This is a genomic window from Ruegeria sp. HKCCD6119, assembly GCF_013110585.1.
Lineage (GTDB): Bacteria > Pseudomonadota > Alphaproteobacteria > Rhodobacterales > Rhodobacteraceae > Ruegeria.
In genome coordinates, this window is record NZ_WVQV01000009.1 from 41,797 (window position 1) to 66,074 (window position 24,278).

Genomic DNA, 24,278 nt, shown 5'->3' on the forward strand with positions numbered 1-24,278 from the left:
ATAGAAGGAGAGAAGATACATGTCAGCTCTGGCATTCGTTTTGGCTTTTGGCGACACTGAGAACAAAGAATGGATAAGTTACAGCGAGTTAAGTAAGAATTCGTACACCTCAGAGTTTGCACTTGGCGAGGATTATTTGCCCCACGCCACCATAGTTCAGTTTCGTGGTTCCGTTGGGGATGCAAATATGATCTGGAAGGAGGCGACCTCTAAGGGGCTCAATGGTACAATTGAGGTTGTTGCTGCGGGAATGTGCTTTTTGCCTGCACCGGATAACAGCGAGGTGTGGATCGAAGTACCCTTCTTGAAGAGTGAAGCACTGTCCCAGCTTCAAGATTCGCTTCTAGGTTTGGACTCCTTGGCGGGACGCGAGATTTTGAATGGATGTGGTGATTCATTTCGACCACATGTGACCCTGGGGTATACCTCAGAAGAGGCTGTTCTTCGCGTTTCAGGGCTTGATTTGCCAGGCTCCTTGTTGCGCCGGAAATTTACAGCGCGTGTAGCTCTTGCAGATACTGGACCACATTATTCTGTACCGCGGATATTACACGGATGAACACACCTCCATTCTTGGATCGTTTGATCTTGATTAGGCATTGTTCAACTGAACTAAATGAACAGGCAAAAGTAATCGGTTCAAGCGATCCTTGCCTTTCCAAGCTGGGGCTAATGCAGCTGGAAGAGTTGAGGGTTTGGGTGAGTTCCCGTGGGTCTGATGCGGCGCTGGCGTTAAGCTCAGACTTGCGTCGCTGTCGCGAGACGGCGGATCTCTTGTCTAACCGTGTGCATGCTTCCGAATTGTTGCGGGAAAGGGATCTTGGAGACCTAGAAGGTCTAACCTCAGAGCAGCTGATTGACTGGAAAAAAAGCCGTGGTCTGCCGCTTGAAGACCCTTCATTGGTTTGGGACGGAGTTGGTGAGGTTGAAAGCGATGAAGCGATGGTCGAAAGGTTCTCGCAAGCACTTGGTCAGTTGGATGAAACAAGTGGTCGAGAAGTTTTCGTAGTGACCCACGCTGGTATGCTTAAGTCGGTAGTATATCATTTTCTGGATATTCCTTCAGAACGTCCTTACGCAATCAAGTTTGGTTTGGGCAGCGCTATAGTGCTTTCTCGACAAGGAAGCAGATTTGAATTGCATCAGCTTTGGGAAAACCCGCATGCCAGAAAGAGAAATTCCGCATAAACGTTTCGCAACTCAGGTTCGCCTCAACCTGCCGGGTCACAATGGTAGTATAGGCGTATTCAACCCCTCGGACGCGCTAAATGAGCGCCGCTTTGCGTCGCTTGAGAAGAACATTGATCATTTACGAAAAATAGGATGGCGGGTTGACCTTGGTCAAAGCGTCTATTTGAAAGATATTAAATTTGATGAAGAATCAATTAGTTGCAGAGCTGACGACATCTCGAACTTCCTTTCGAGGTCGGAGATCCGGTTGCTTTTGGCCGCATGGGGAGGAAAAGGAGCCAATCATCTTATTGGGCGTGTTCCGTATGATCTAGCGCGATCAGCTGCTAAACCAATCCTAGGGTTTAGCGACACGACAGTACTATTGAACGATCTAACGGACCGAACCAACTTGGTTACGTTTCTAGGGCCAAACGTGGCGGGAAAGCTACATGAAACGAGCTTTGGCGACCTGCGGCAGTTTAGATCAGATTTCGATTGGGTTGGCTTTTCGCCAATTCCCGCAGCAGAGTTCCATGCCGTTTGTGATGGGAGCGCGACAGGCAAGTTGTTTGGGGGAAACTTGAAGTGCTTTTGCCTCGGCCTACTACTCGCAAACGTACGTATGGATACACTACGTAGGGGCATCTTCTTTGTAGAAGACACAAACACAAGCCCATCCGAAATTGAGCAGATTCTTGTGAGTTTGCGCCATTCTGGTTTCCTCTCTGGTTTGAAGGGGATTGTTTTCTCTCCTTCCTCCAATTCCGAGCGTCCCGAAGAGGTGCAGAAATCAATGACTGTAAACGACATCTTGGCCAGAATAGGATCTGATTTAGGTATTCCTATCGTAACTACTGATGTCGTGGGGCACGGTACTAGGAAAAATCCTGCAATCCCTATTGGGGCGGACGTTGTGATTTCTACGGACCAGAAATTGTTTTCAGTCAACAGCGACGTTTCCCATAGGTCCTGAACAGAAATACCTTTTGCGCAGCGATGAAGTTGGGAAAAACGACACGTTCGCCTAAATTGAGAGCTGATCTAGAGTGGTTTACCATCCGTTTTGGAGCAGAGTTTTGCGTAATCAATGGCTAAAGTTTGGTTCATAATGTGATCCGTTTAGAGCACTTAGTTTGGATATTACATTGATGGCAGCTTGGTACTGGGCGGCGACAGACCGATGAAGCAAAATCCAAAACCGCCCAGTTCGTTTCAATTGGATTGCCTTCCCTAACCAACCAATGGGCAGCAGATTGTAGCCATGGGTCATGACGGATGTCCGCAAGCCTGCGCGGGCGAACGTACCTTTCGATGAGACGCGCCATGTTCACGTCGAGAAGCGGTTTACGTTGCCCGTGCTGGAAGAGAAGAACGGCATTGGCCACGTATTGGCCAACCGCGGGAACGTTCTCGAGTTCGGCCTCGTTTCCGGGGAAGAGGCCGTCTCGATCCGCCGCGTACGTGGCCAGTTTCTTAAGACTTGTTGCGCGGCGGCGCCACAATCCAAGCGGCTTTAAGAACTCGCCTAGGTCCTGCTCTTCCGTTTGGGCGATTTCTTCCCAATCGGGAAAACGCGCGAAAAAATCCTCGTAAATCTTGGCCACCGTTTGCGCCCTGGTGCGCTGGAGCAATACCTCGACGCAAATCCTTTCGTAGTCCCCGGTGCCCGGCTCGCGCCACGGAAACTCCCGGCTGTTGTCCTGGAACCACGCCCGCAGGAAGCGGCCAAGGTTCGTAATCTTCCGCTTTTCACCCCGGGTTGGAAGGTCAGGCAACGAGCCCATGGTATTCAGAGGGTGGGAACAACGCGTTGAAGTCCTTCGGGTTCACCTTGAACAGGTAACCATGGTCGCCAACCGAACCACCCTTTCCCCTTTCGTATAACGTGTAGTCCAAGGTTATCACGCCCGCCTCCACAAGGGCTTCGAAATTTCGCACCCGGGGCGCGCGCGTGTGTTCGACTTGCACGTAGTGGAATTCCTCGCTTTCCCCCCTGCCCCTCGTCTCGGCGGAAATCCAGAACGTTTGGCGATGCTTGGATGTCAATCGATCTCTTAGCTTGGAAAGCTCCCACACCGCCATGCGCGTGACCCTCTCGGCCTCCACGTGGTTTTGCCGCAGCCAGTCCTTCTCGCCGTCGATCGACAACACGAAACCGTTTGGATTGGCCATCTTCCCAGAGATCGTGCAGTAGAGCTGCCTGCGGCCGTCAACCTCATAGCCATGGGCATCAAGCAAGGCCTTGTTCGACCCGAGCGGCGATAGCTTCCAGTTGGGGACCTGGCTAAACAGGTTCACGCGGTTCTTGCGCTTGCGCCCTGCCCTCTTTGCCTTGATCTCGATCCCCTTGAAATCGGGAAGCTTGCTCGAATTGGCCTCGATCCCCAACAAGGTCTCTAACGTCATCCCGATACCCGTATCGCCCGGGCGCATGGTTGGAATCCACCCGCGTGCACCGATGTCACGTAGCAGGTCGAGCAATTCTTCTGCCTCGGGTGATAGTCCCGGTCGTGCGGCTTGCGCGATTGCCCCAAGCGGCGAACCCGGGTCCTTTATTGATCGTAGGATTTCAGGGTCGCTGCAATTAACGACGTGCAACAAGCCATCCCAAACAAACAGGGCCAGCAAGTTGTAAGGAACCGCGTGCGCCTTGAGGCCGTAAACGCAGATACGAGGGTCGCCCTTCTTCGTGGTGGGCCGGTAAAGGGACACTTTCGTCGGCTTCGACCCCTTCGCGAAAACCATCCTCGCCGGGACAACGACCTTGTGTTCTTGGCCCTGGGCTTGGGTCGAAAAGTCATGGACCTTTGCATCGAGCAGGAAATCCCGAAACGTTGCCGTGGCATCCATGATCGATTTCTTCAAGCCGGTCGGCGTCGGGACAAGCAGGCCCACGTCCAAGCCGGTTTCGTTGAAGAGGGTCAATACCTCTCCAACGCTCGTGTCCGATTTTTCGAGCATTACCCTATAGCTTCGTCCAAGATTCTTTTGAAATGAGACCCCACGCGTTCCGCAAGGCCAACCGGCACGGCATTGCCGATCTGGGTGTACTTGGGGACCTCGCGGTCAAAAATACCCTCGCGCGGATTGCCCGCACGTCGAATTCCACCCGTGGTTCGCTTACCCGCGAAACGGTACCAATCCGGGAAGAGTTGTAGGCGCGCCCACTCCCTCACGGTCAAGATACGCGGCTGCGAGTAATGAACGTAATCATCTGGTAGCGACGTGGCCGTGATATTTGGCTCCTGGTTGCCCCAGCTCGGTTTCAATAGGCGTTGGGAAAACTTCTTGGTGCGCCACTCTTCGGGAATTTCGCCCGCGTTCCTGATCATGTGGTCGAACTTCTCGACCACGGCCGGCTTGTGCTTTGAATACTCCTGCTCGGTCAAGCGAATGCCCCGGCCCTCGTACCAAGAAGGCGCGGTGCGAAGGGACTTCTGGATCGCGGTGCGCGCGGGTCGCGGGTAAGCCGTTGTTTCAAAGGTGCCGCGCTCGAAGTTTCGACTGCGCAGAACCTCGGCCACCGTGTCATCGACGAGATCGCCGAGAAGGTCTTTCAGGTCGGGAAACTCGCCCGGGCTTCCCGCCGGAAGGAACCCGCAGGCGACCGCGTCTTCCGGGTCGGCCTTGGGATCGAGAAAGTCGCAGGCTTCCAACACGTCGCGACGCACGCCAACAAGCAAGACCCGCGGCCGGTTCTGGGGAACGCCGTAGTCCTTGGCATAGACCAAGGACCAGCGTACCTCGTAGCCAGGAATGGCCCGAAACTCGTCCCGGACATCCGGGAAAATGCGCTCGCCGCCGTCCCGGGTCCACTTGGAGGTCAGTAGGCCGCGCACGTTCTCGAAAAGAAAAACACGGGGCCGCATCCGGCGAATTACGCTGGCCATCCGCTGGTAAAGCTGGTTCGACGGCAGGTCTTTCTTGTCAACGGAATACGAACGGCGGATGCCAATGCCGGAATAGCCCTGGCAAGGCGGGCCGCCGGTCAAGACATCGAGGTTGCTGCCGCCCCCGCTCTTCTTTGACGCGGTATCGAAAGCCAATTCAACACCGGGAACCTGGGATAGGTCGCTGACCAACTGTTCGAGCCGCTTTCCCTTCAACTCGTGCGCGTCGTTGCAGTGCAACGCGTCGTTTTCCGAGAATTTCATCCCGCCAAGCGAATGATGGCGGTTCATGAGGTAAGTGGCCTGGGCATCCTCGTTCAACTCGTTGACGAATACCGGCGTAAAACCCGCGTTCTCGAATCCAAGAGACAGGCCGCCACACCCGGCGAAGAGATCGATCATGTTGTACTGGCGATGCGTCGCCTCGTGCCGGGGAACTCCCGCCTGGGTAGGGTTTTCGTTTACGTCTCTCGCAAGGGTTTCCTGAAGCATCTATCGTCCGGCCAAGTTTCATGGTTTTTGAAAATAGCTAGCATATCTGGAGTGGGCTGTCCAGGCAGTTACTACATGTTGGGGGCAATTCGGGCGTTTCGTCACCCGCTTTGCCGCGCGCAAGTTCGCCTAGTCGTCCAAGATTTCAACGAAATCTGGGAACTTTCTCGCCGCTTCAAGGACTTGGGTTCCGAACCGTCCGCCGGGGTCGTCGAGCTGGATCACCAACGTATCGATTGGACGTGTTAGGGCGATCAGTCCCCAACGCCACGCTTCGCCCTGCGCTGCCTTTTTCAGGTCAACGAATCCCTCTTCCTCGGATGCATCGAGACCAGATGAAATCTTGGCTTCAAACATCTCTTCAAGGAATCGATCAAACCCGTCGAGAACTACGGTCCACCCTTCCAAGCCCCGGCAAGAAGCGTATTGAACGATCCTCACCTGGCCTGGCGCGCGAGGAAAATCCGACCTTGCCGTCGGATCAACGCCATCCCAGAACTCCTGGCCCCTAGATGCCATTCCCCGGCCCACCAGGCTCGACCGCCGGGAGCCATCATCAACAACGCCGTCCGGCGGAACGCAGACCAGCATGTCGACACAGTCATTGCCGTCAGACCTTAAGTCGTCAACGAGTCTCTCGTGTAACCCGGCAGCCTGCGCGTATGGCGCGTTCAGGATGATTATCCGGCCACCGCCGGCGGCCGGGTTAGGCTCCGCCTCCCACGCACTTCCCGTTTCCCGTGCAACCTCGGATACGAAGAGCGACAAGTTGCGCTTGAGGCGCAGGCATTTTCCCAATGGCAAGGTGCTTCGCTTGTCGCGGGGCAGACCGGCACGCCAATTGGCACGTGCACCCCTGACAAGCTGGTCCACGCCATCGGCAACACATAGCCGGGTCGGGTCGTAAAGGGCTTTCAACAAGGCGGTCTCCCCGCTTGGCCAATCTTGCCCCTCGTCAACGAACACCTGGTCGAAATCGAAAAAATCGGGATCGTCGTAAATGATTGCCTCGATGTCCTCCCGCGTAACGGCTTCCGCCTTGACGAGATCGAGCGCCTCTGTGCAAAGCTCGGGGTACCGCGAGAAATCCAAGGGACCATCGCCGAGCAATCCAAGCTTCGAAAACCAAGTGTAGAGGAATGACATCACGGTGCCGACGCGGATACCACCCGCTTCCACCGATGACGGGATGCTTGCTAGGGACATCAGGCGACGCATGTCCGCGGCCAGGGCGTGGTTGTAGGTCAAGACCAACGTCCGCTTGCCTTCCGCGCGAAAGAGTTTCCACGCCGCCTGGAGAAGCAGAACCGTCTTCCCGGTTCCCGCGAAGCCACGCAGGAACACCGTACCGTCTCCCAGGGAATCGATGATGCCGTCGATCGCGGGGTTCTTCGCCGCCAAGCGATCCATGCGTTCGCGGTCAAGCCGCGTTGGGATCGCTTTCTTGAATATCGGCGCAGCTAGGGCCTTCTCGATCGTTTCCCTGTCACCTGCCGCAAGAAGCCCCTGCCCCCGGCGTTCCAGGAGTGGCGAGGACGCCGCGATCGCGCTCATCAGTTGGTGACCATTGAAAGCACCCGCGACAGCGCTTGGCGCGGAAATCGAGCCGAGACTGGGGAAAACCATGCAACGGCGCGCGAAGACATCGACATGCATGTCCGAAAGGTATGTCTTAAGGGCGTGCATTTGCTTGACGTTTTGGTCTGTCGCGCTCTTCCATTGCAGTGGGCCGCCACGCGAGTACCTGACCTCGACCTGGTCATCCATGATGCGAACACCACGATCATCATGATCCTTGACCTCGATCGCGACCACGAAGCTTTCGACCATGATCGGGCGCGCGTTTAACTTGTTCCCCGAGGATCCACGGATAACGCGCATGGGCTTAAACATGCGCGGCTTCGATAAACGGCCAGCCAAGACAACATCGATGTCTTGCACCTGGTAACCCGAGAGCTTCGTGCTGACCGCGATCCGGATGTCGTCAACCTCCCTGGGTGTCGTTGCCACGCCCGGCCAAGACGCCTCTAGTGCATTCTTCACCAGGATCGCGGCCTGGTACTCGCTTGACCCCTCGGCGCCCGTGATCGTGATCATTGGGCCTCCAGCATCTTGACGATGTAAGTCTGCGGGTGGTGCGCAAAGTCACGGATATCCACGAACTCGACCTTTAGGCCCATGCCATGGTTGGCCTCCAGCAAGAGTTTCGCGTTCTTCTGGATATCTTGCGCCAGCCCCTCCCGCATGTGCCACAGCGGGTGCGATAGCACGAGGGATAGCTTGTTGCCGCCCGTAACCGCGACGAGACCATCGGCTTGCTCAACCTGCACGCTGCCCTCGTGGTGGTTACACAAGTCGGCAAACCTTTGACCGATGCCCCGGGCGTCCCCGAGCCATCGCGTCGTGTCCAGGGGCTCACCCAGGACCAGCTCGGCCACGTCCAGCGCCAACCGCCAATCCAGCGAAGCATGCAAAAAGCGGTTATTGTAGTTACGAAGACAATCCGGGCACGAGCGATCACAATCGGCGTGTGACGGGTCGTGCCAGTTTTTCTTAACATCCTCGTAATGGGTCGCGATTAACCCGCGAAGCCGGCCTGGATCACAAATGTGCCGGCTGTACCCGGCACCGTTTTCCAGCGCATCTGCAACGTAGAGCTGCCGTGTCACGCAGCTATCCATGCGCCATTTCTGCGTACCAACCCTAAGCTCTGCCGGGTCCACGTCGAGTTCCCGGGCCGCGGCGACCTTCAGGAATTCACCGAAAGACGTAAGGGCCGAGCCGGCGGCCTTTTGGCCCTCGACGTCCAAGACGCCGTTGTAACCCACGCCGGGCAAGTTCTCGAGAAGCATCGTCATGACGTCCGTCTTGAACACGGCTCCAATGGCACCTTCCGCTTCCGGATCACCGTCGAGCTCGGGATAGGGTTGGCGATCGCGGTAGAGGTGCTCGTCGTTCACGATCATCGCGTTGTACTTCCGGCGGAACTTGAAGAATTCTCCACCGTTGTCATTGACCAGCGCGATCGGTTCGTCCGATGCAAGCGCCACGCGGGCAGGGCCAAGGGAGAACCCGTCGGCGTACTTGGGCTTGAAGGCAAGTACCGGGGGTGAAAGCGAGGGACCACGTTGGCGCTGGCCATCGTAGTCGCGCGGCTGGCCCGGGGTCGTTATGAAACCTTTCGGCTGGTAGAGGTCGAATTTCATCGCGAACTGACCGCAAACCTCGCAGGTCTCCTCTACGCCTTGCATGATGTGGCCGCAATCGGGATCGCTGCACTTCGAAAACTCGAGGCTCGGACCAAGCGGATCGGGGTCGCTTTCGACCCGGCCACGGATTTCCCGAAGCAACTCGAACCCACAGGCCGTGTGGATTTGCTTGTCCTTGGGTATCTCGGAACCGGGTGAGAAGGCCCAAACCGCATGGTCCAGTGCCCGGTCACTCAACACCATGTCGTCCAGGCGTGCGTCGCGCTTGTACTTGAAGAGGTTCCGGCTTTGCGTCGGGAAACCAAACATTGGAAGCACCCCAGCCGTCGCAAGGCGCTCGCTAAGTTCAACCTGGATGTAACGGCCATCGGAAACAACGCTGGAGACGTGATCCGCCAGCTCCGCCCGGCAATAGTTCGCGATCTTGGCGGGTTGATCTTCCGCGAGTGGTGCAAGGTAACAAAGCGCCTCCACGACCTCGTCGACACCGGGGTCGACCGCGAGCCATGTAGAGATATCCGCCTTGTAGACCGTTTCCCATTCGGCGGCCTTGCCAAAGGCGCCATGCGTGCTGGCTGCGCCAACCGGTGGTTCGTCCAGTGCCGAAAATGCGCGTCGAAGGCATTCCGCTGCCGCGACCCGTTTCACGATCTCCGGCCTCGAAAGGTCCAGGTATGGCTGCGGTGGGGTATCGCCCGTGATCCGTTCCGGGTTGCCGTAGTAGAAATCGTCGTGCGAGCCACCGCGACAAATGGTGAGCGCGTAGGAAAAGCTCTGTCCCATGCGCCCGGCCCGGCCAACCCTTTGCTGGTAGTTGAACCTCTGCGGCGGCATGTTGGCCATCATCACCAGCTCCAAGGAACCGATGTCGACGCCGACCTCCATCGTCGTCGTGACGCTCAAGGTGTCGATCCCGTGCACGGGTTCAATCTCGTCTTCAAGGAAGGCCTTCTTGAAAAGGCGTTGGCGTCGCCGCTGCTCGGAAAGCGGTTTCGTCTGGCCCGTCAACTCCTCGACGTTGAGCCGGTGCGCTGGTTCTTCCGACAGCCAGCGGTAGTAGTCGTCTTCGGGCCCCGAGATTGGCTCGAACCCCGTGGTCGTGCAGTTCACCGAGGTACACGCCTTGAGCGCGACGTTGGCCGAAACCCGTGAGCACCTGTTGCACCGGTGCAAGCCGTCGAGAATGGGTACAAGCTCCAGTTTCAGGCTCGAGTAGCGACCGACCTGGATGACCCAGTTGTCGTTCACGATACCCTCGTCGCGCAACAACGCCCCGATGATCTCGCCAAGATCGGACGCGTCACGGTTAAGGGAGGGTGCAACCTTTTCGACGTAGCGCCGAACCCCGGTTGGGATGTTGGTTGAAGATTGGCTGCTGCCACCGCCCTGGTAAAGCCGCGCTTGGCCTAGCAAGCGGATCACGTTTGCAAGCAAGTCCCTGGCATCGTTGGCCGCCATTCCCAGCCTCGTCGAGTGGTCGCCCACCGGGCAGGCGAAGGCGAGTCCAAGGGATTCCAGGTCGCGTCCACCGGCATCGAAAAGGGCCGCGGCAATGAGCGAGGACAAGGTCTCCCTGATTTGCCGCCTGCCCTCGTTTTCCACGGAAGGGTCAAGCCGGGTCACGGGAGCCGGTCGGGTTTGATCAAAGTAACGCCACCATGGCTCGTTACCGATCTCTTGCTTGGAGGCGTCGGTGCCCGCGGGGTTCTCGCCAAGTGCCAGGAGATCGTTCATGACCCCGGAAACAAGGGCGCTCCAAGAAATACCCCGGGCATTGACGACGTCTTCCTCGAAGGTTTTGACAAGTGCGTCTTGGTCCGCGTTCGACATGGACATCGATTGCATGAGCAACGCGGTTTGAAGCTCAGACCCCTGCGCCTTGATCGCCGTTGCTATTTCCACTTCCCGCTTGTCGAGGTCTTCACCCTTTTGGATCTTCGCGGCGGTTGATCTCGCGTCGTCGACGGTGAAGCTGGCACCCGGTTTCAGGGCCCGGAAGACTAGTTGCCTCAAAAGTGATCGGAAGTGGTTGAGTTCCAGCCCCGCCGCAACATCCGCGGCATCGTCTCGGCTGTCCGTGAACGCGATCATCTGCGCGGTACGTTCGGGCGTGCCAAGCTTGGTGGACGCACGGTCGGCAATTACCTGGGTCGTGACGTTCAAACCCGTTCGAAGGCCTCTTATCGGGCTGTTCACCCGGCTCCCTGAGAAAAAGGCCTTGAGGATCCTTTGCTGGCTTTTCTTGGACTCGCAGGCCGGGCACTTCTCCGGAAGGGCGGGCGCGTTCACGTCCCCCGGGCAGGTAAACAAGGTACCTGTCGGCGTGTCTCCGTGCTGGGCTTTCTCCAGGAGCCCGTAGAGCGGATCGTAATTGGCGGCGGCGTATCCAAAAGTTTTTTGTTTCTTCGTGCTAGGCTCAGAGTGCTGCCAGGTCGGGGTGACCCCGGCATCCACCTGTTTGCCCGGCCAGTACCATCGGAACTTGGAATGCGGCCGCTCGTTGACCAACCCGGGTACGGTGCTCGAAAGATCCGTCGGACCGGATTCCAAGAAGACTTGTCCGTCCTCGGCTCCCTCCGCCCGAGGCGTCACGTAGCCACCGAGATATGCTTCACCGCAGTCGTAGCAATACAGCAGTTCAAGGACTTGCCCGCCGCAGCCGCACTTGATGGCCGGGTGCTTGAACAGTTTGCCAATCTTGCGCCCCGGGTCACGGTAAGCGTCTTCGACCTGGTCGCAGTCGGGGTTCGAACAAGCCCACATTCCCTGGATTTGACGCAGGAACATGTGGGAACGAAACGAGGGATGCGGCTCCTTGAATGACGGGGAGTCTTCTCGCGCGGCCGCGTGAAGGATGGCCTGGAAGACGGTATCGCTTCCATGTTCTCCGAGCAGGCCTTGCTTGATCGCGCCAAGCCTCGCGGGCACGACCGCGTCGTCTTCTTCCCGTCTGCCCGCTTCGCGACAAGCGGCCCCGAGCGCTTGCCGGGGGGAGGCAATGCCGATGATCTCGTCGAGCGCGTCCTCGTTTCCCGCGATCGCCTCATCGGCCAGGGGAGCAATTTTGCCCGCGTCGATTGGCAATGTCGCTTCCGGAATACGCGGCTCGCCGGGATAGACCTCGAACGTGTTTCGGTCCACGCCGAAGAATTGCTCGAGGTATTCCTTTCCCTCTTCACCATCAAGCGACGCGCTCGTGCCAAGGCAGCGTAACTGCGGGGAGCCCGGTTCCAGCCCCAGTCGCATCAACAAGTTGCGGATGACGAGTGCAACTTCCGTTCCCGCCGTGCCCCGGTACCCGTGCAACTCGTCGACTACCAGGGAGAAATGGTTGTCCGCCGATGCCGCCAGCCAGTCACGGGTCTGTTGGAACAAGCGTGCCTCGTGTTCGCGCATCAACATCACGTTCAACATCGAGACGTTGGTGATCATGATATCTGGTGGCGCATCGATCATGTCCCACCGGGTCAGCATCTCCCCGCAGGAAGGATCTTGGAACTGGCCGCGAATCTCTTCGTCTCGATCGGCAAGTCGTGCTGCCTCGGCCTCGATTTGCTTGATGTCGCGGGCGACTTCCTTGACGATGCGGCGACCCTTGGCGTCCAGGTGTCCACCCGGGTCAAACGTACCGCCCGGCGTCGCGCCCGTGTAGCGCCCAAAGTAGAACATGGGCGCCCCGTGAATGTCCCGCGCACGGGTCGCAGCGCGTCGCAAGCGGGAGACCTGGTCTTCCACGAGGGCATTCGTCGGGTAAAGTAACAGCGCGCGAAGTGCCGGTTGGGGACCGTTCTCGATCCTCGATCGACTTCCCCGCCACGTGCTCGCGCTCCCCCAGTTCTCGTTCCACCATTCGTGCAACCCGCCCTGGCCAACGCCACTTAACCGTTCCCTGAGAAGCCGCGCGATCACGGGAACCAGGAAGCTCTCAGTCTTGCCGGAACCCGTGCCCGAGGTCACGACAACGTTCCGCTTGGCGGCCGAGTTCGAGGCCAGCGATGTTTCAAGAGACTGCGCCTGGTGCTTCCGCAAATCGTAGTTGGCGCCGAAGACGATCTGGCCTAGGTGCTCCGCGACCGCCGGCGAAAGGCCCGCTACAGCGCAGGCATCGGCAACCGGCACCTCGGATGGGTAGGCCAACACCGCTTCCAGCAGGATCTCCTGCGCGGTCAAACCGGGTTCGTCGAGCAAGTTGCGCCGTTCACGCATGAGGTACTCGTCACGCAGCCAGAACGCGCTGTCGTAATACTTGTGGTAGGCTTCCTGGATGTAGTCGAGAACCTCTCCCGGCGTTGCTTTACCCAATGCTATCGTCCTTTCCATACATCTTGTCCAAGATGGCTGCTCCAACCCGCGGGTCGACGCGCCCGTAGACAACCCGCCCACCGTCCCTTCTCGGCAGGGACCCGCCCGATACGACGAGCGCCCGCGCGAATAGCCATGGGGGTTCAACCCCGAGCGCGGCCGTGAACCTACCCGTGGACGTGTCGTACCCGTGCAACCAGCGCTCCTCTTCTCGCGCCGACAATGTCTTGGCGACCTGGTGTCCAACTTGCCTTGTCGTTCCATCCCGGTCCCGGAAAACGTAACGCGTTCCGTGCAGCCCGATCCTGTAAGCCCCCGGTCCGTCCAGTCGTTCGACCCTGCGCCAGCGAGCCTTCATCGTGTCGTACTTGGCAAGCCCATCGGCTTGCTCAACGTGAACCGGCGTTGCTTGTTCGAACACGTTCGTGAACGACGGTAGTCCCCGGGTGATCGACGCGGCAAGGTTGCGTGCGACCGCGACCTTGCGCCCATGGGCGTCTTCCACGGTCTCCAGCAAGGCCTCAAGGTCCATCCCTCCAAGACCCGTCCAACGGTGCACCGTCACCTGGTTCGGCTCCATGCAAGGTGCATGGACCGCCCCCGCGGATGACAAGGTAGAATTAACAGCTTCAACGAGACTGTCCGACTGGAACCCGGCAAGGTAGCCATTGCCATCCATGCCGATGACCAGGGCGGGTGGCGCCACTGACCAATCGCCACCTGTTGCGTTTAGGCGTCCACGCATCTCGACATGCCCAAGGGAATAAAGATCGCTTGCGAGGGAATGGGCATACCACGGTTCCGGCGATACGGCCGTCGCGAGGCGTTGGAATGCAGGCCAAGAGCCGTGACCCAGGTAGCAAAGCCCATCGAGTACCGTGTCCGCCGAAACTCCCTCGTGATCCGTTTCGGAGACTTGCAAGGTGTCTTCCCCGCGTTTCGCCAAGCGGCGCGCCGGGGCGAAAACCTGGTGCTGCACCATTTTCTTGGCATTTCCCTTCGCAACCTCGCGGGTACGCGAAAGCGCCTTTACCTGGCAATCCTTGCACTCTGCCATCTTGGCGTCGTAGCGGTCGTCCCCTTTCTCGAAAGCCTCGTAGACCCAGTAGTGGTATCCCCGGATGACGCAGCTTTCGCTGGCCACCACGGCCGCGTCGTTCGAGTGGCACCATTCCAGGTCGCTTGCCTCTTCCAATGTGCCCTCGGGAACGTCACCAGCGGTCCCTACCCCGTGATGGATTGCCCCAACGGGAACATTATCCAACGCGCCCTTCAGAACACAGCCCTCGAGGTTTACCGGTGCCCTTTCGAGTTCGATCGCGGGATCCAATGCAAACCCGTTGCCAAGATGCACGTGGTAAAGCCGCTTGCTCCCGAGTGGTCGTGGAATATCAGCGGACCGAAGGGAAAAGGACGTCTCCGCAAGCTCCGTCGACTTGTGCTTGACGACCGCCCGAAGGTTTGTTCCAGCTTCAACGCAGGAAGCGTCCAGGCTTGCTTCCATGAAGTCCCCAACGGCGCCTTCCTTCGCGATCACCTCGTCTTTCTTACCGAACTGTTCACGAATGACCTCGATCGTCGATCCAGGTCTTTCCGATGTTGCTTCCACGTGGGGCGGGGCGGCAACGTGCCAGGTCCCATGTCCAAGCTTCAAGCCATCCACGCAGGCAATTGCCGCGGCGCTGGCAATGGGACTTAACGCGTGGAAATTGTCATGGGCATTGTCGACCGCCCGGACGATCTCCACACCACGCAAGATGCACCAGCCCTCCGGAATGCCGGCCATGTCATTGGCTCGAAGGACCGAATGCCCTGGTCTCGCGCACCTGGATAGGTGTCCTTCTACCTTGTCCAGCCAGGCCTCGTGGCACAGGATCGCGTGCTCCTCGAAAAGGCTGACCCGGGATACCTCCCGGTAAACGGGACCGTCCGGGGCCCGCGCAAGGGCCACGATGGGCTTGGCGATGTAGGCGTAGTTGACGCCGCTAGAAGCACCCGTGAAAGACCGGGACTTCAACAAGAGCGTGTCGAGGTTGATAGACCCAACCGGCCCTAGGAACCGTGTTCCCTGCTCTAATCCATCCTCTAGGAAGAGTTGATCCCCTGTCTCCGTTCCAGCGCCGGTTTCCTCCAGGGCCTCGGCCTCACCACCCCTGGACACGGCCAGGGACAGTCTTGCCCGTTTCCTGGGGAACCCGGTGAAACCGACTTGCCACTGCAGGCGCGCCTTGCGGGGACCGTCTCCAGTTACGCCCGCCGTCCTTTCCCAGGTCTCGAACGCATCTAGTGCAGCGGAAACAACCCGTGGCCTCAGGTCGCTGGATTGCCAAAGCTTGCGTAGCCAAGGAGTTGGGCCGGTGGCCCCGTGCGAAGACATCCAATCGTGCACGAGTAACGCCATTTCTGCATCTGGCACCGGTTCGCCCGGCACGAGGTCGTATTTCTCGAACAGCCCCGAAAGGCGTTTCCTGTCCGCGTCCCGAACGAGCGCTTGCGACAGGCCGAAACTCGCGTATTTCCAATGGCCGATGACCGCGCGCGCGGTCGGCCTGCCGAGCTGGAAGTCGTTTTCCGCAAGCCACATGTTCAAGGCACGCCAAAACTGGCGCGTGGACTTGGCATATTGGCGAAGCTTTTGCTGCGATGTCGCGTCCTTGATCCCGAGAAGTTCGAACAATCGTTCCGAGTAGTTGTTCGGTGAAAAATTCTCGTCGGTTCCCATTCTCTCCGCCGCGATCGAAAGCGCGCAGAGTAGCGCCGTGAACGGTGGTGGGTCTCGACGGCCTTCAAGGCTCCATTCCAATAACCACCTCGCCTGGTCGACGTAAGGGTCCCTCTTGTCAAACCTCAGGGATCGTGCGGCGGTCAGGCCAATGAAATCGCAAAGCTCGTTCGCATCAACCCCCAGGGCCTCGGCGACCTGCTCCTCGGCATCGCCCTCGAGATCGAGGTAAACCGGGTGCATTTCAAAACGCCCCCGGAAGAAAAAGTCATTCAAAGCACTATTTACGGAATTGTATTCTTGGTCTTCCATTCGTGATCTTTGCGAAAAGCGCGCCTCGTTTCTTGTTCGGGGTCGCGAGAGCTAAAAATTCTTTCTTGCAACCCTAGGGTTTAGAGGTTCGAATTGTAAACCACTTACATGGATTGTCTCGGAGCGTAATTGGTGGTCGCGGCCATCGACATGATATCGATCAATTTCCACTGGTTGCAGGTAGTCCTTTCAAAACACGATGGTCGTTTAGTTTTTGGGAAAGGTGCACCAGGTATGCCCCACGAATTCACTTCCCTCAGGTACCCGCTCTTGAGGCTCCAGGAGGCCGAGTATTTCCTCGCACAGCTTTCCACCAAGGACGGTTCGGAGTTTCAATTCCATCTCAACGCATTCTTGAGCGCGGGTCGTAGCGTGACCTTCGTGCTGCAAAAGAGCATGAAGCGCGTTCGAGGTTTCCCCGAATGGTACGAGGGGCAACAGTCGACGATGAGATCGGATGCGGCGATGGGATTTTTTCTCGAACTCAGGAACATCTCGCAAAAGGAGGGTCCTGTTTCGGTAGTTGGTGGTTCTGCCTTACACGGGTGGACACACCGTTTCGCCGGGAACTCGGTACCAGTACCCCGCGAACTCGTCGGAAAGGACGTGGTGTCTGCTTGCGCAGAACATCTCGCCAAGCTCGGAAAGTTGCTCCTGGATTGCCATGCGCGGTTCCCATACGATTGTTGCCCGGCGACGGCCCTTAGCACCGAGGGAATGCAGGTCTTGGGTTATGACTTGGATGACATTGCCCGTTGCCTAGGTTTGCCAAGCGGCTACTTGGATGTTGCAGCCGAAATTCCGATGGCCGAAAAATTGGCTTACTTGGCCAAGGAATTCGAGCCCTTGGAAATCGATGATCTAAAGCGTCTCGCATCAGGGCAATTCTTGCGGGGGGACCAACCCTTGGTCTTGCCGCCTTCCGATGAGTGGGATCTTGTTGATGACATCGCGGAGATGTTGGAAGGCAAGGGAAACGAACACGCAAATCCGAGAGAGGTATTCATCCGGGCAATCGCGAAACGAATTGGACCCGGGGACGAGTGATCCAGTGGACCCTTGTTGACGTTTCTAAGATTTGGACGGCACGAATTCCTCGACAAGTCCCTCGACCTCACCCCTCGAAATCGCAAGAGACGTTGAAAACTGACCGACTTCCCCGGAATCTCGCACGATGACTGCAAGAAGGTTGCCCCACTTGTAGAGCGTCTCGCCGTTTCGCCTTGCCACGCTAGGCGCGCGGGATAGTTCGATGGGTTTTGCCAACATGACGATAGCTTCGCGGCGGGAGCTTAAGGTTTGATTAACCCGCTAACAGGAATTTTCCGGGCCCCGGGTTGAAGTCCCGTTCTCCCGTCTTGGTTGAGCGAGGCCGCCGTTTCGTGCAACCATGTTCTCGACACTTAGTAATTTTGAACATGGATTGCCGAATGGGTTGGCCCAAAATTGCCGCCCACCATTGAAAAGGAGTACTTAGATGACAAGGATTTCGTTCGTGGTCCTCGCGGCCTTCATTTTCCTGGTTTCATTCATGGGTCCCCGACCGGCGCAGGCCCAATGTGTAAACACGGCAACGCCAAGCTGCGGCGTCTACGAGGCGTGTTTCGCAAAGTACTGCCCCTGCAAGAACGACGCGGACGAGTATTTCATCACATACGGCAAGAAGTACTGCGAAAGGTTCCTTTCAAAGACAAGTCTCTCCGATGCCGGGAAAACCTGGCGCGACAAAACCCTGAACTGTCTCCAGGAAACGATCGTTCCGAAGCTGGACATCTCTACCAACCCAAGCTGCAACTGCAGCTCCATGCGCAAGTTCGCCTTCGATAGCCACGTGCAATGCTACACCCAGCCCGGGGCGTCCATATGTGACCTGCCGGTCGATGATATCATCGAGATCGGGATGACCGTGGACCTCTCCACCATCTGGACCTCCGAGAGCATGCGGCAGATAAAGGCGGTGGCAGCCGTTTGCGCGAAGACGGCGACGGATCCCGCGCGCAAGAAACTCTGGTCAAGTTTCTGAAGCCGAATTTAGCCCGTTAAGCGGGCAAGACGCATTACTTGCCGCGCAGTTCCAAGCGAAATGTATTCTCGATCCGGGAAATGTCCGACGGCTCGACATCGGCTTCCCCCGCGTGCCGGGACCACCTCGCCACGGAACCCGCGACATCCTCGATGACCTGTCTCGCCCTGGCAGGCTTCAGGCCCGCGTTCGACGCGAATTCCATGAGGTCATCGTGGTCGAAGTCGTTTCGTTTCCCCGCCAAGCTCATCTGGTGATCACGCGTCCAGGCACCGGAAGGATTGTAGGAATAAGCCACGTCGTAGGCGGGTGATAGTCGCCATGATCCGGACCGGTCCATGAGGAACGAGATATTCTTGACGTGATCATCCTGGTTGCGGGCGAAGACATTGAAAACGGCGCGCTTGTATTGCTGCTCAACCACGTCCATCCCCAGCCCCAGGTCCCGGATCGTTAAGATCGCCTGCTCGTAGGAATACGAGGCCGGGTCGTTGAAATCGAAGTGCTGCATCGCGCCCAGAGATTGCATGTGAACCTTGCGGCCGCGCCCATCCCGGTCGAACCGGCGGGTCATGAAATGGCTGCGCCCACCCTCGTGGTGAAGCCTGCATTCCGACATGTCTATGCCGGCTTCCTTCGCCATCAGGTGATACGCGAACTCGATCTTTCCGAACCCTTGCGGATCGGCAAGTTCCTTGTCGCGGTTGTTGGACACACCATCGAACTTCAAGAGCCAGTGCTCGTATCCCTCGTCAACCTTGACTTGCCCAGATCTGAACTCGCCGGTTTCCCTGTTCCAGGCGAGCACGGCCTTGGCGCGTGCGCCCCCCGCCGAGGTTCCAACGCTCAGGATATCTTCCATGGCCCCGGCATCGTCTTCACCACCGAGCCTGCCGACAAGGTTCTCACGCTCGTCCAAAACCCGGTTGGCGAGGTCCACCAACTGGGCCACTTCTAGCTTCTTCGAGCGTGTTGCCTTGCGAACCGTCGGCTCGAACTCCAGTGCGCCGATCCCACGATTGCCGATGTAACACAGCCGGTCGACTGGGCTGAACCGGTCCGCGCTGCGGCCCGTTTCGGCAAGCCAAGCATCGATCAACCGGTTGCCGAACTTGTCCGGGAGCGCGTCGGCCAGCATGCCCGGCAGCCCCTTGAAGGTTTCCTTTCGGAGGGCGGGAAACTCGTAGGGTGCTTCACGGGTCGGCATTTTCAATGGCGCGACCTCGATACCTGCACCCACGAAACCCGGCTCGTATTGAAAGACGCCGAGTGCGCGGGCCTCGTCCCAGCTCACGGCGCCGATACGTCGCCCCCACAACATGACGCTCGCGTCAGTCATCTACCTCGTCACCCCATGTCCATGTTGATTTCGTCGGGCGTTCCGATGCCGGGCTGGCCCTCCTGCGCTCACTCCCCTTCTGTGAAACGCGTTCAATTGGACGGATGTCTCCCTCCGGCAATGCCGAGAGAATGGCCTCCTCGAGGTCAAGGGCCGTGGCAACGCGGAGGAACGTGTCCAGTGTCGAGGGTTCCCCGGCCTCGAGGCGACGCAGGGTACGCACGCCTATGCCCGCCTTCTCGGCAAGCGTGGCCTGCGTCACGTTTCGAGCGAGCCGTAGGCGCGCGAGGCGTTGCCCGATTTCCAGTTCCACTTGCCTTGAGGTCACCATGTTGTTCCTATCGGCCACAAGTTGCCGGTTGTGGCCATTTTAGACTCACTATAGGCCGTATATGACCTTTTAATACAAGATTTGTCAATAGGCCATAAATGGCCTCTTTGGGGGTGTTTCCGGCATCAAGAGGCCGTATCTAGCCCTTTATGGAAAATTCCCATCATGATCCAGGACCCTTGGGCGCATGGTTCAGGGCTATTTCCCGGACACCCGTTGTCTCGTTGGCATTGGTCACGAGAAGCACTGCCCCGGCTGAGGCGACCGCGCGCGTTACCCTGGCGGCCGGGTGTTGCCAGTTCTTCACCGCGTCCGCCGCGACCGGGTAGAAGCTAGGTTTCACGCGGGCCAGGAGCTTCTCGTTGAAGTCATGGGCGGAGCCATGGTGAGGCAAGGTGAAGGTCGATACCTTGTCCAAGTGACCCTTGAAATGCTTCAGGAAGGCATTGCATTTCGCGACCTTTGAAAGCTTGGCATCTCCCGTTGCCAACCAAGCAACGCGACCATTTTGCAAAGTGGAGGTCCAGGGGCCGTGGGTTGATTGGCAGCCGTGTTGTTCTCCAACCTCACCAGCCGGCCCGGAATAGAGGCAGAGCGAGGTCAGGTTAAGGTTGCCATGGCAAGCCGTGTAGGCTGTCTTCAGATCCCTGGGATGATCGGCCAGGAGTTCCAGGACGAAACTCGCGTCCGAAAGGCTGGTTTCGAGGTCCTTGACCGTCATCGATCGTTCGTTCGCGAGGGTGGCCAAGAACAGGTCAGTCTGCTTGACGATCTCCTGGTCCACGTAAGGCGCCAGGAGCCATGCCTCTTCCCATGCACCCGGTGCAAAAACCTTCGCCGCGGAACTATCGGGGATTTCCAAGACCCGGTGGTCCTCTGCCTCCCTCGGCCTCTCGACCGCGGTTCCCTGCCCGACGAGTTTCCAGGTGTACCCGCGACCCTCACCGAGTAGGCCTGGGTCCCCGTCCAGTGGGCCATCGTCACGCGTGCCGCTTCCCGGGGAACCACCGTCTCCCCGTCGAACAAGTACGATGTTTCTTGGGTCGAACCTCGAAACCGCGGAAACGGGGTCAGCGATGAACTCCCTGTAGAAAGGTGAGCGGGCCGACAGGGGATCATGGTGCGCCACGGAAGCGAATGCGAGCAACCGCTCCTTCATGCCAACCAGGGGCATCATGATCGTGTCGACTTGGAACGCCCCATCGGTGATGAGTTTCTCAACCCCGTTCACATGGTCGGCGTGCATGTGCGAGATGGCGAGGAGGTCAAGTCTCGTACGCCTTCCGACATGCGCAACGAGCTTTTCGATTTCCCGGTCGCGAGCCTTTGCATACTTGTTCATCGCGCCGCAGTCGTAGACGTAGAAAAAACTCTCTGCGGCGTCCGAAGGTTGCACCCAACCAGCGTGGAAAAAGCCTTGTCCCACCGGCAGCTGGAGTCTCATGTTAGCTATCACTGGGAATACACCTTTTGAAATCGACAAACTCGCTTAAGTTCAAGGTGTTCTAGCATGGTGACAAGGAAGAGTAATCGGGTAATCGGTTAGGATGAAATCCTTCGATCCGGGGCACGTCAACGCCCTGGCGCTGACCAGGCTCTTGGCTACGCCCGGAGCCACCTGCTGGTGTCTCCGCCAATTCTGGAGACGATCCCTCGTGCACATTTCAGGTGAGATCGCGGGCGAGACCGCGATCGCTTGAGCCAGCGGTCAGCCGGGTCTCCGCTCCGCTCTAACCCGGCTGGCAGGTTTCCATTTTTGAGTTCCGCCTGCCATCTGGCCGGCGCCCCGAACAGGGGCCCTGGTGTCGCGTTCCGCGCCAGCCTCCACGGAGAAATCCGGTTCCTCCCACGCGGATGCGCGGGTCCCTCCCGATTTCAACGCTTCGGCCCCCTGTGTCGGGTCGCCGTCCGGCCGCAGGACGGGCTATCGCCCTCTCCTGCTCTGCCCAGCCGAAAAGCACGGGGGCTTTTCGGACTGTGAGATCAGTCGAGGCCTCCGCCACTGGCGGAAGCGGACAGGACCAAGAGGTCACAAGAACAAGATTCCGCGCCGCTCCCACTTTGAGAAGGAGACTGGCCATGGGCCTTGATCAATATGCATATGTCAAAACCCCCGATAGCGGAGACGAGGGCGAAAGCCCGAAATTCGTCTGGCGCAAGCATTCCAAGCTGCAAACCTTCATGGAAGCGCTCTACACCGAACGCACGGGGCTTTCGGCGTCCGATCTCAACTGCGGTGAGTTGAAACTGGAAACCGCCGACATCGACACGCTGGAACAGGCCGTGAAGGGAAGCGCCCTGCCCCATTGCGAGGGCGGGTTCTTCTATGGGCATCAGTTCCAAGATGAGCAGGCCACCGAATACCGTGACTACGATCTCGAGTTCTGCGCTTGGGCGCGGGCTGAAATCGCACGAGGGTCAACCGTGATCTATTCTTGCTGGTGGTGACGCTATCGAGGCCGGAACCTCACGCGTTCCGGCCCCCCTCCCTTACCCCATCAACAAAACCAGCCGCCGAGCGCCTATGCCGCGCTCCGAGCGGGCCTGACATCTATCCGAAAGGAACAAATCTAATGACCAAGCAACAGACCATCCAAGCCGACACCGCATCCGCCGTGATCCTGCAAATCCCCTTGGAGATGCTCTACATCTCTGATCTGAACCCGCGCAAAACGGTTTCCGAGGCACATATCGAAAGCCTCGCAGATAGCATTGAGCGCTTCGGCCTCATCCACAATCTCGCAGGCCTCATGGACGAGGATGGCAAGGTAGGCATGGTCGCGGGTGGGTGCCGTCTCCGGGCCATCCAGATGATCGCGGAGCGCTCTAAGACCCATCCCTTCGCCACGGTGCCGGTTAAGCTGGCCACCGATGCCGCCGAGGCCGAAGATTGGGCCAGCGCCGAGAACGCGGCCCGCGAGGATATGACTCCAGCCGATGAAATCCGCGCCTTCGGTCGCATGAAATCACGCGGGGCCAGTGTGCCGGAGATCGCGCTTGCCTTTGCCGTGACCGAAGCCCGCGTCTACCAGCGTTTGGCACTGGCAGGCTTGCCTGAGCCGGTGCTGGACGCGCTGGCGGCGGGTGAGATCAGCCTTGGCACCGCCAAGGCCTTCACCCTTTCCGATGATGAAGCTCTCACCCTGAGCCTTCTGGATCAGGTCAAGGGTCAAGCCGTTTCCGAGAGCGCGATCAAGAACGCGCTGCACCCCGACGCCATCAAGGCCACGGACCGCCGCGCCAAGTTCGTCGGTCTTGAGACCTACGAGGCCGAGGGCGGCACGGTCACACGCGACCTCTTCTCAGACGAGGTCTTCCTCGCCTCCCCTGCCCTTCTGGATCGGCTTTTTACCGAGAAGCTGGACGCGGCCCGGGCCGATCTGGTCGACACCCAAGGCTGGGGGTGGGTCGAAGCACGACACGAGGCCTGGCTCAACTACTACGAATTGGACCAGATGAAGCTGGCCCGCCTCTACCCAATCGAGGGCGATCTGAGCGAGGAAGAAGCCGAGGAATACGACGAACTGGCAAACCTCTCCAATGGCGGGGTTCTTGACGAGAACGGTGAAGCGCGGCTCTCGGAATTGCAGGTCATTCTCGACGGTGACTATTCCGAGGATCAGAAAGCCCATGCGGGCTGCATCATCCTCGTGAATGGGTCGGGCAACCCCGAGATCACAGCCGGTCTGGTCCGCCCCGAGGACAAGAAAGCCGCCATCGAGGCCGGTTTCCTGCAAGCGCCGCAAACCACCAAATCAGACGCCCCGAAATCCCCCTACTCACAAAAACTCGTAGCGGACATGCAGGCCATCCGGCTGACCTCGGTTCAGGCAGCCCTTCTGGCCAAGCCGGAACTGGTTTTGGACTTGCTTGGTTTCGGTCTGTCCGAGGCGTCGGGCAGCTTTGAGAGTGTCTTCGGTATTCGGCTGGACCGCCCGACCAACGTGCCAAGCGTTGTGGATGGCTTCGCCCGTGAGCCGCGCCTCGAGCACGGGATCGATTCCAGCGAATACTGGCAGAAAAGCACTCGTGTCGAAGACCTGCCGGAAGCCTTCGCCGCCTTCCGCGAGACCGGCAAGAAAGCCCGCAATGCCCAGGTCACCGAGGCGATGGCACGCACCCTGCCCTATCGGGCTGGCGGCGCAGAGTTCTTTGGCTTGATCGCGGACGAGGCCGGGGCCGATATCCGCAAGCACTGGACGCCGACAGCAGAGAATTTCTTCTCGCGGGTGTCAGCGGGTCACCTGGTCGACCTGCTCTGCGAATTCCTCGGCTGCGATGCCCGCGACGAACGTGTTGCCGGTTTCGCCAAGCTCAAGAAGGTAGAAAAGGCCGAGAAGATGGAAAAGCTCCTAGGCGATCCCACCACCCAGAAGCTCATGGGGCTGACCTCAGAACAGAAATCCAAACTCGACAAATGGGTGCCCGACTGCACCTGACGGCTCCTTCGTGGGGAGACCCAACTGGCCCCGCATCACGCGGGGT

General features: G+C 58.6%; 16 protein-coding genes. 7 read left to right on the forward strand and 9 right to left on the reverse strand.

The genetic code is table 11. The features are described from left to right. Positions 1-19 precede the first annotated feature (19 nt). Genes GS611_RS16845 through GS611_RS16855 form a run of 3 tightly spaced genes read left to right on the forward strand, consistent with a single transcriptional unit; the run spans position 20 to position 2,146 of the window. Positions 20-559 (forward strand): hypothetical protein, encoded by a 540-nt coding sequence (locus tag GS611_RS16845; protein ID WP_171120031.1) that lies wholly within the window; start codon positions 20-22, stop codon positions 557-559. After that, a complete protein-coding gene (locus GS611_RS16850; protein ID WP_171120032.1) occupies positions 556-1,188 on the forward strand; it encodes a histidine phosphatase family protein in 633 nt (210 codons plus the stop codon). The genes GS611_RS16845 and GS611_RS16850 overlap by 4 nt, the downstream gene beginning before the upstream one ends. Then, on the forward strand, positions 1,163-2,146 hold the full coding sequence (locus tag GS611_RS16855) for an LD-carboxypeptidase (protein WP_171120033.1): 984 nt from the start codon (positions 1,163-1,165) through the stop codon (positions 2,144-2,146). The genes GS611_RS16850 and GS611_RS16855 overlap by 26 nt, the downstream gene beginning before the upstream one ends. 130 nt (positions 2,147-2,276) lie before the next feature. Here GS611_RS16855 and GS611_RS16860 read toward each other — a convergent pair whose 3' ends face one another. From GS611_RS16860 to GS611_RS16885, 6 genes are all read right to left on the reverse strand, one after another. After that, complete coding sequence (locus GS611_RS16860) at positions 2,277-2,948, reverse strand: endonuclease III domain-containing protein (RefSeq protein WP_253285096.1); 672 nt, start codon at positions 2,946-2,948, stop codon at positions 2,277-2,279. Further along, positions 2,941-4,098, reverse strand: a complete 1,158-nt coding sequence (locus GS611_RS16865) for an MvaI/BcnI family restriction endonuclease (RefSeq protein WP_171120035.1) — start codon at positions 4,096-4,098, stop codon at positions 2,941-2,943. The genes GS611_RS16860 and GS611_RS16865 overlap by 8 nt, the downstream gene beginning before the upstream one ends. Before the next feature lie 35 nt (positions 4,099-4,133). Continuing rightward, on the reverse strand, positions 4,134-5,555 hold the full coding sequence (locus GS611_RS16870) for a DNA cytosine methyltransferase (protein ID WP_171120036.1): 1,422 nt from the start codon (positions 5,553-5,555) through the stop codon (positions 4,134-4,136). 129 nt (positions 5,556-5,684) lie between these two features. Next, a complete protein-coding gene (locus tag GS611_RS16875) occupies positions 5,685-7,652 on the reverse strand; it encodes an AAA family ATPase (protein WP_171120037.1) in 1,968 nt (655 codons plus the stop codon). Then, complete coding sequence (locus GS611_RS16880) at positions 7,649-13,066, reverse strand: DEAD/DEAH box helicase (RefSeq protein WP_171637499.1); 5,418 nt, start codon at positions 13,064-13,066, stop codon at positions 7,649-7,651. The genes GS611_RS16875 and GS611_RS16880 overlap by 4 nt, the downstream gene beginning before the upstream one ends. After that, positions 13,059-16,100 (reverse strand): hypothetical protein, encoded by a 3,042-nt coding sequence (locus GS611_RS16885; protein ID WP_171637501.1) that lies wholly within the window; start codon positions 16,098-16,100, stop codon positions 13,059-13,061. The genes GS611_RS16880 and GS611_RS16885 overlap by 8 nt, the downstream gene beginning before the upstream one ends. A gap of 132 nt (positions 16,101-16,232) precedes the next feature. On the opposite strand from GS611_RS16885, the gene GS611_RS16890 reads away from it, so the two are divergent. After that, entirely contained in the window at positions 16,233-17,147 is a 915-nt protein-coding gene (locus GS611_RS16890) for a hypothetical protein (protein ID WP_171120040.1), read from the forward strand. A 430-nt stretch (positions 17,148-17,577) separates the two neighbouring features. Beyond that, positions 17,578-18,123, forward strand: a complete 546-nt coding sequence (locus tag GS611_RS16895; RefSeq protein WP_171637503.1) for a hypothetical protein — start codon at positions 17,578-17,580, stop codon at positions 18,121-18,123. Between the two features lie 34 nt (positions 18,124-18,157). Here the strand turns inward: GS611_RS16895 and GS611_RS16900 are convergent, their stop codons facing one another. The 3 genes from GS611_RS16900 to GS611_RS16910 all read right to left on the reverse strand — a co-directional run bounded on the left by GS611_RS16900 (position 18,158) and on the right by GS611_RS16910 (position 21,237). Continuing rightward, positions 18,158-19,462: a type II toxin-antitoxin system HipA family toxin gene (locus tag GS611_RS16900; protein ID WP_171120042.1), complete on the reverse strand. Its 1,305-nt coding sequence runs from the start codon at positions 19,460-19,462 to the stop codon at positions 18,158-18,160. Next, complete coding sequence (locus GS611_RS21335; protein ID WP_171120043.1) at positions 19,455-19,793, reverse strand: helix-turn-helix transcriptional regulator; 339 nt, start codon at positions 19,791-19,793, stop codon at positions 19,455-19,457. The genes GS611_RS16900 and GS611_RS21335 overlap by 8 nt, the downstream gene beginning before the upstream one ends. Positions 19,794-19,956: 163 nt before the next feature. After that, positions 19,957-21,237, reverse strand: coding sequence for a hypothetical protein (locus GS611_RS16910; RefSeq protein WP_171120044.1), 1,281 nt, complete (start codon positions 21,235-21,237; stop codon positions 19,957-19,959). Positions 21,238-21,872: 635 nt separating this feature from the next. Here GS611_RS16910 and GS611_RS16915 point away from each other — a divergent pair. Continuing rightward, positions 21,873-22,241, forward strand: a complete 369-nt coding sequence (locus tag GS611_RS16915; protein WP_171120045.1) for a phosphoglycerate kinase — start codon at positions 21,873-21,875, stop codon at positions 22,239-22,241. 125 nt (positions 22,242-22,366) lie between these two features. Further along, positions 22,367-24,232: a ParB/RepB/Spo0J family partition protein gene (locus tag GS611_RS16920; protein WP_171120046.1), complete on the forward strand. Its 1,866-nt coding sequence runs from the start codon at positions 22,367-22,369 to the stop codon at positions 24,230-24,232. Positions 24,233-24,278: the final 46 nt, after the last annotated feature.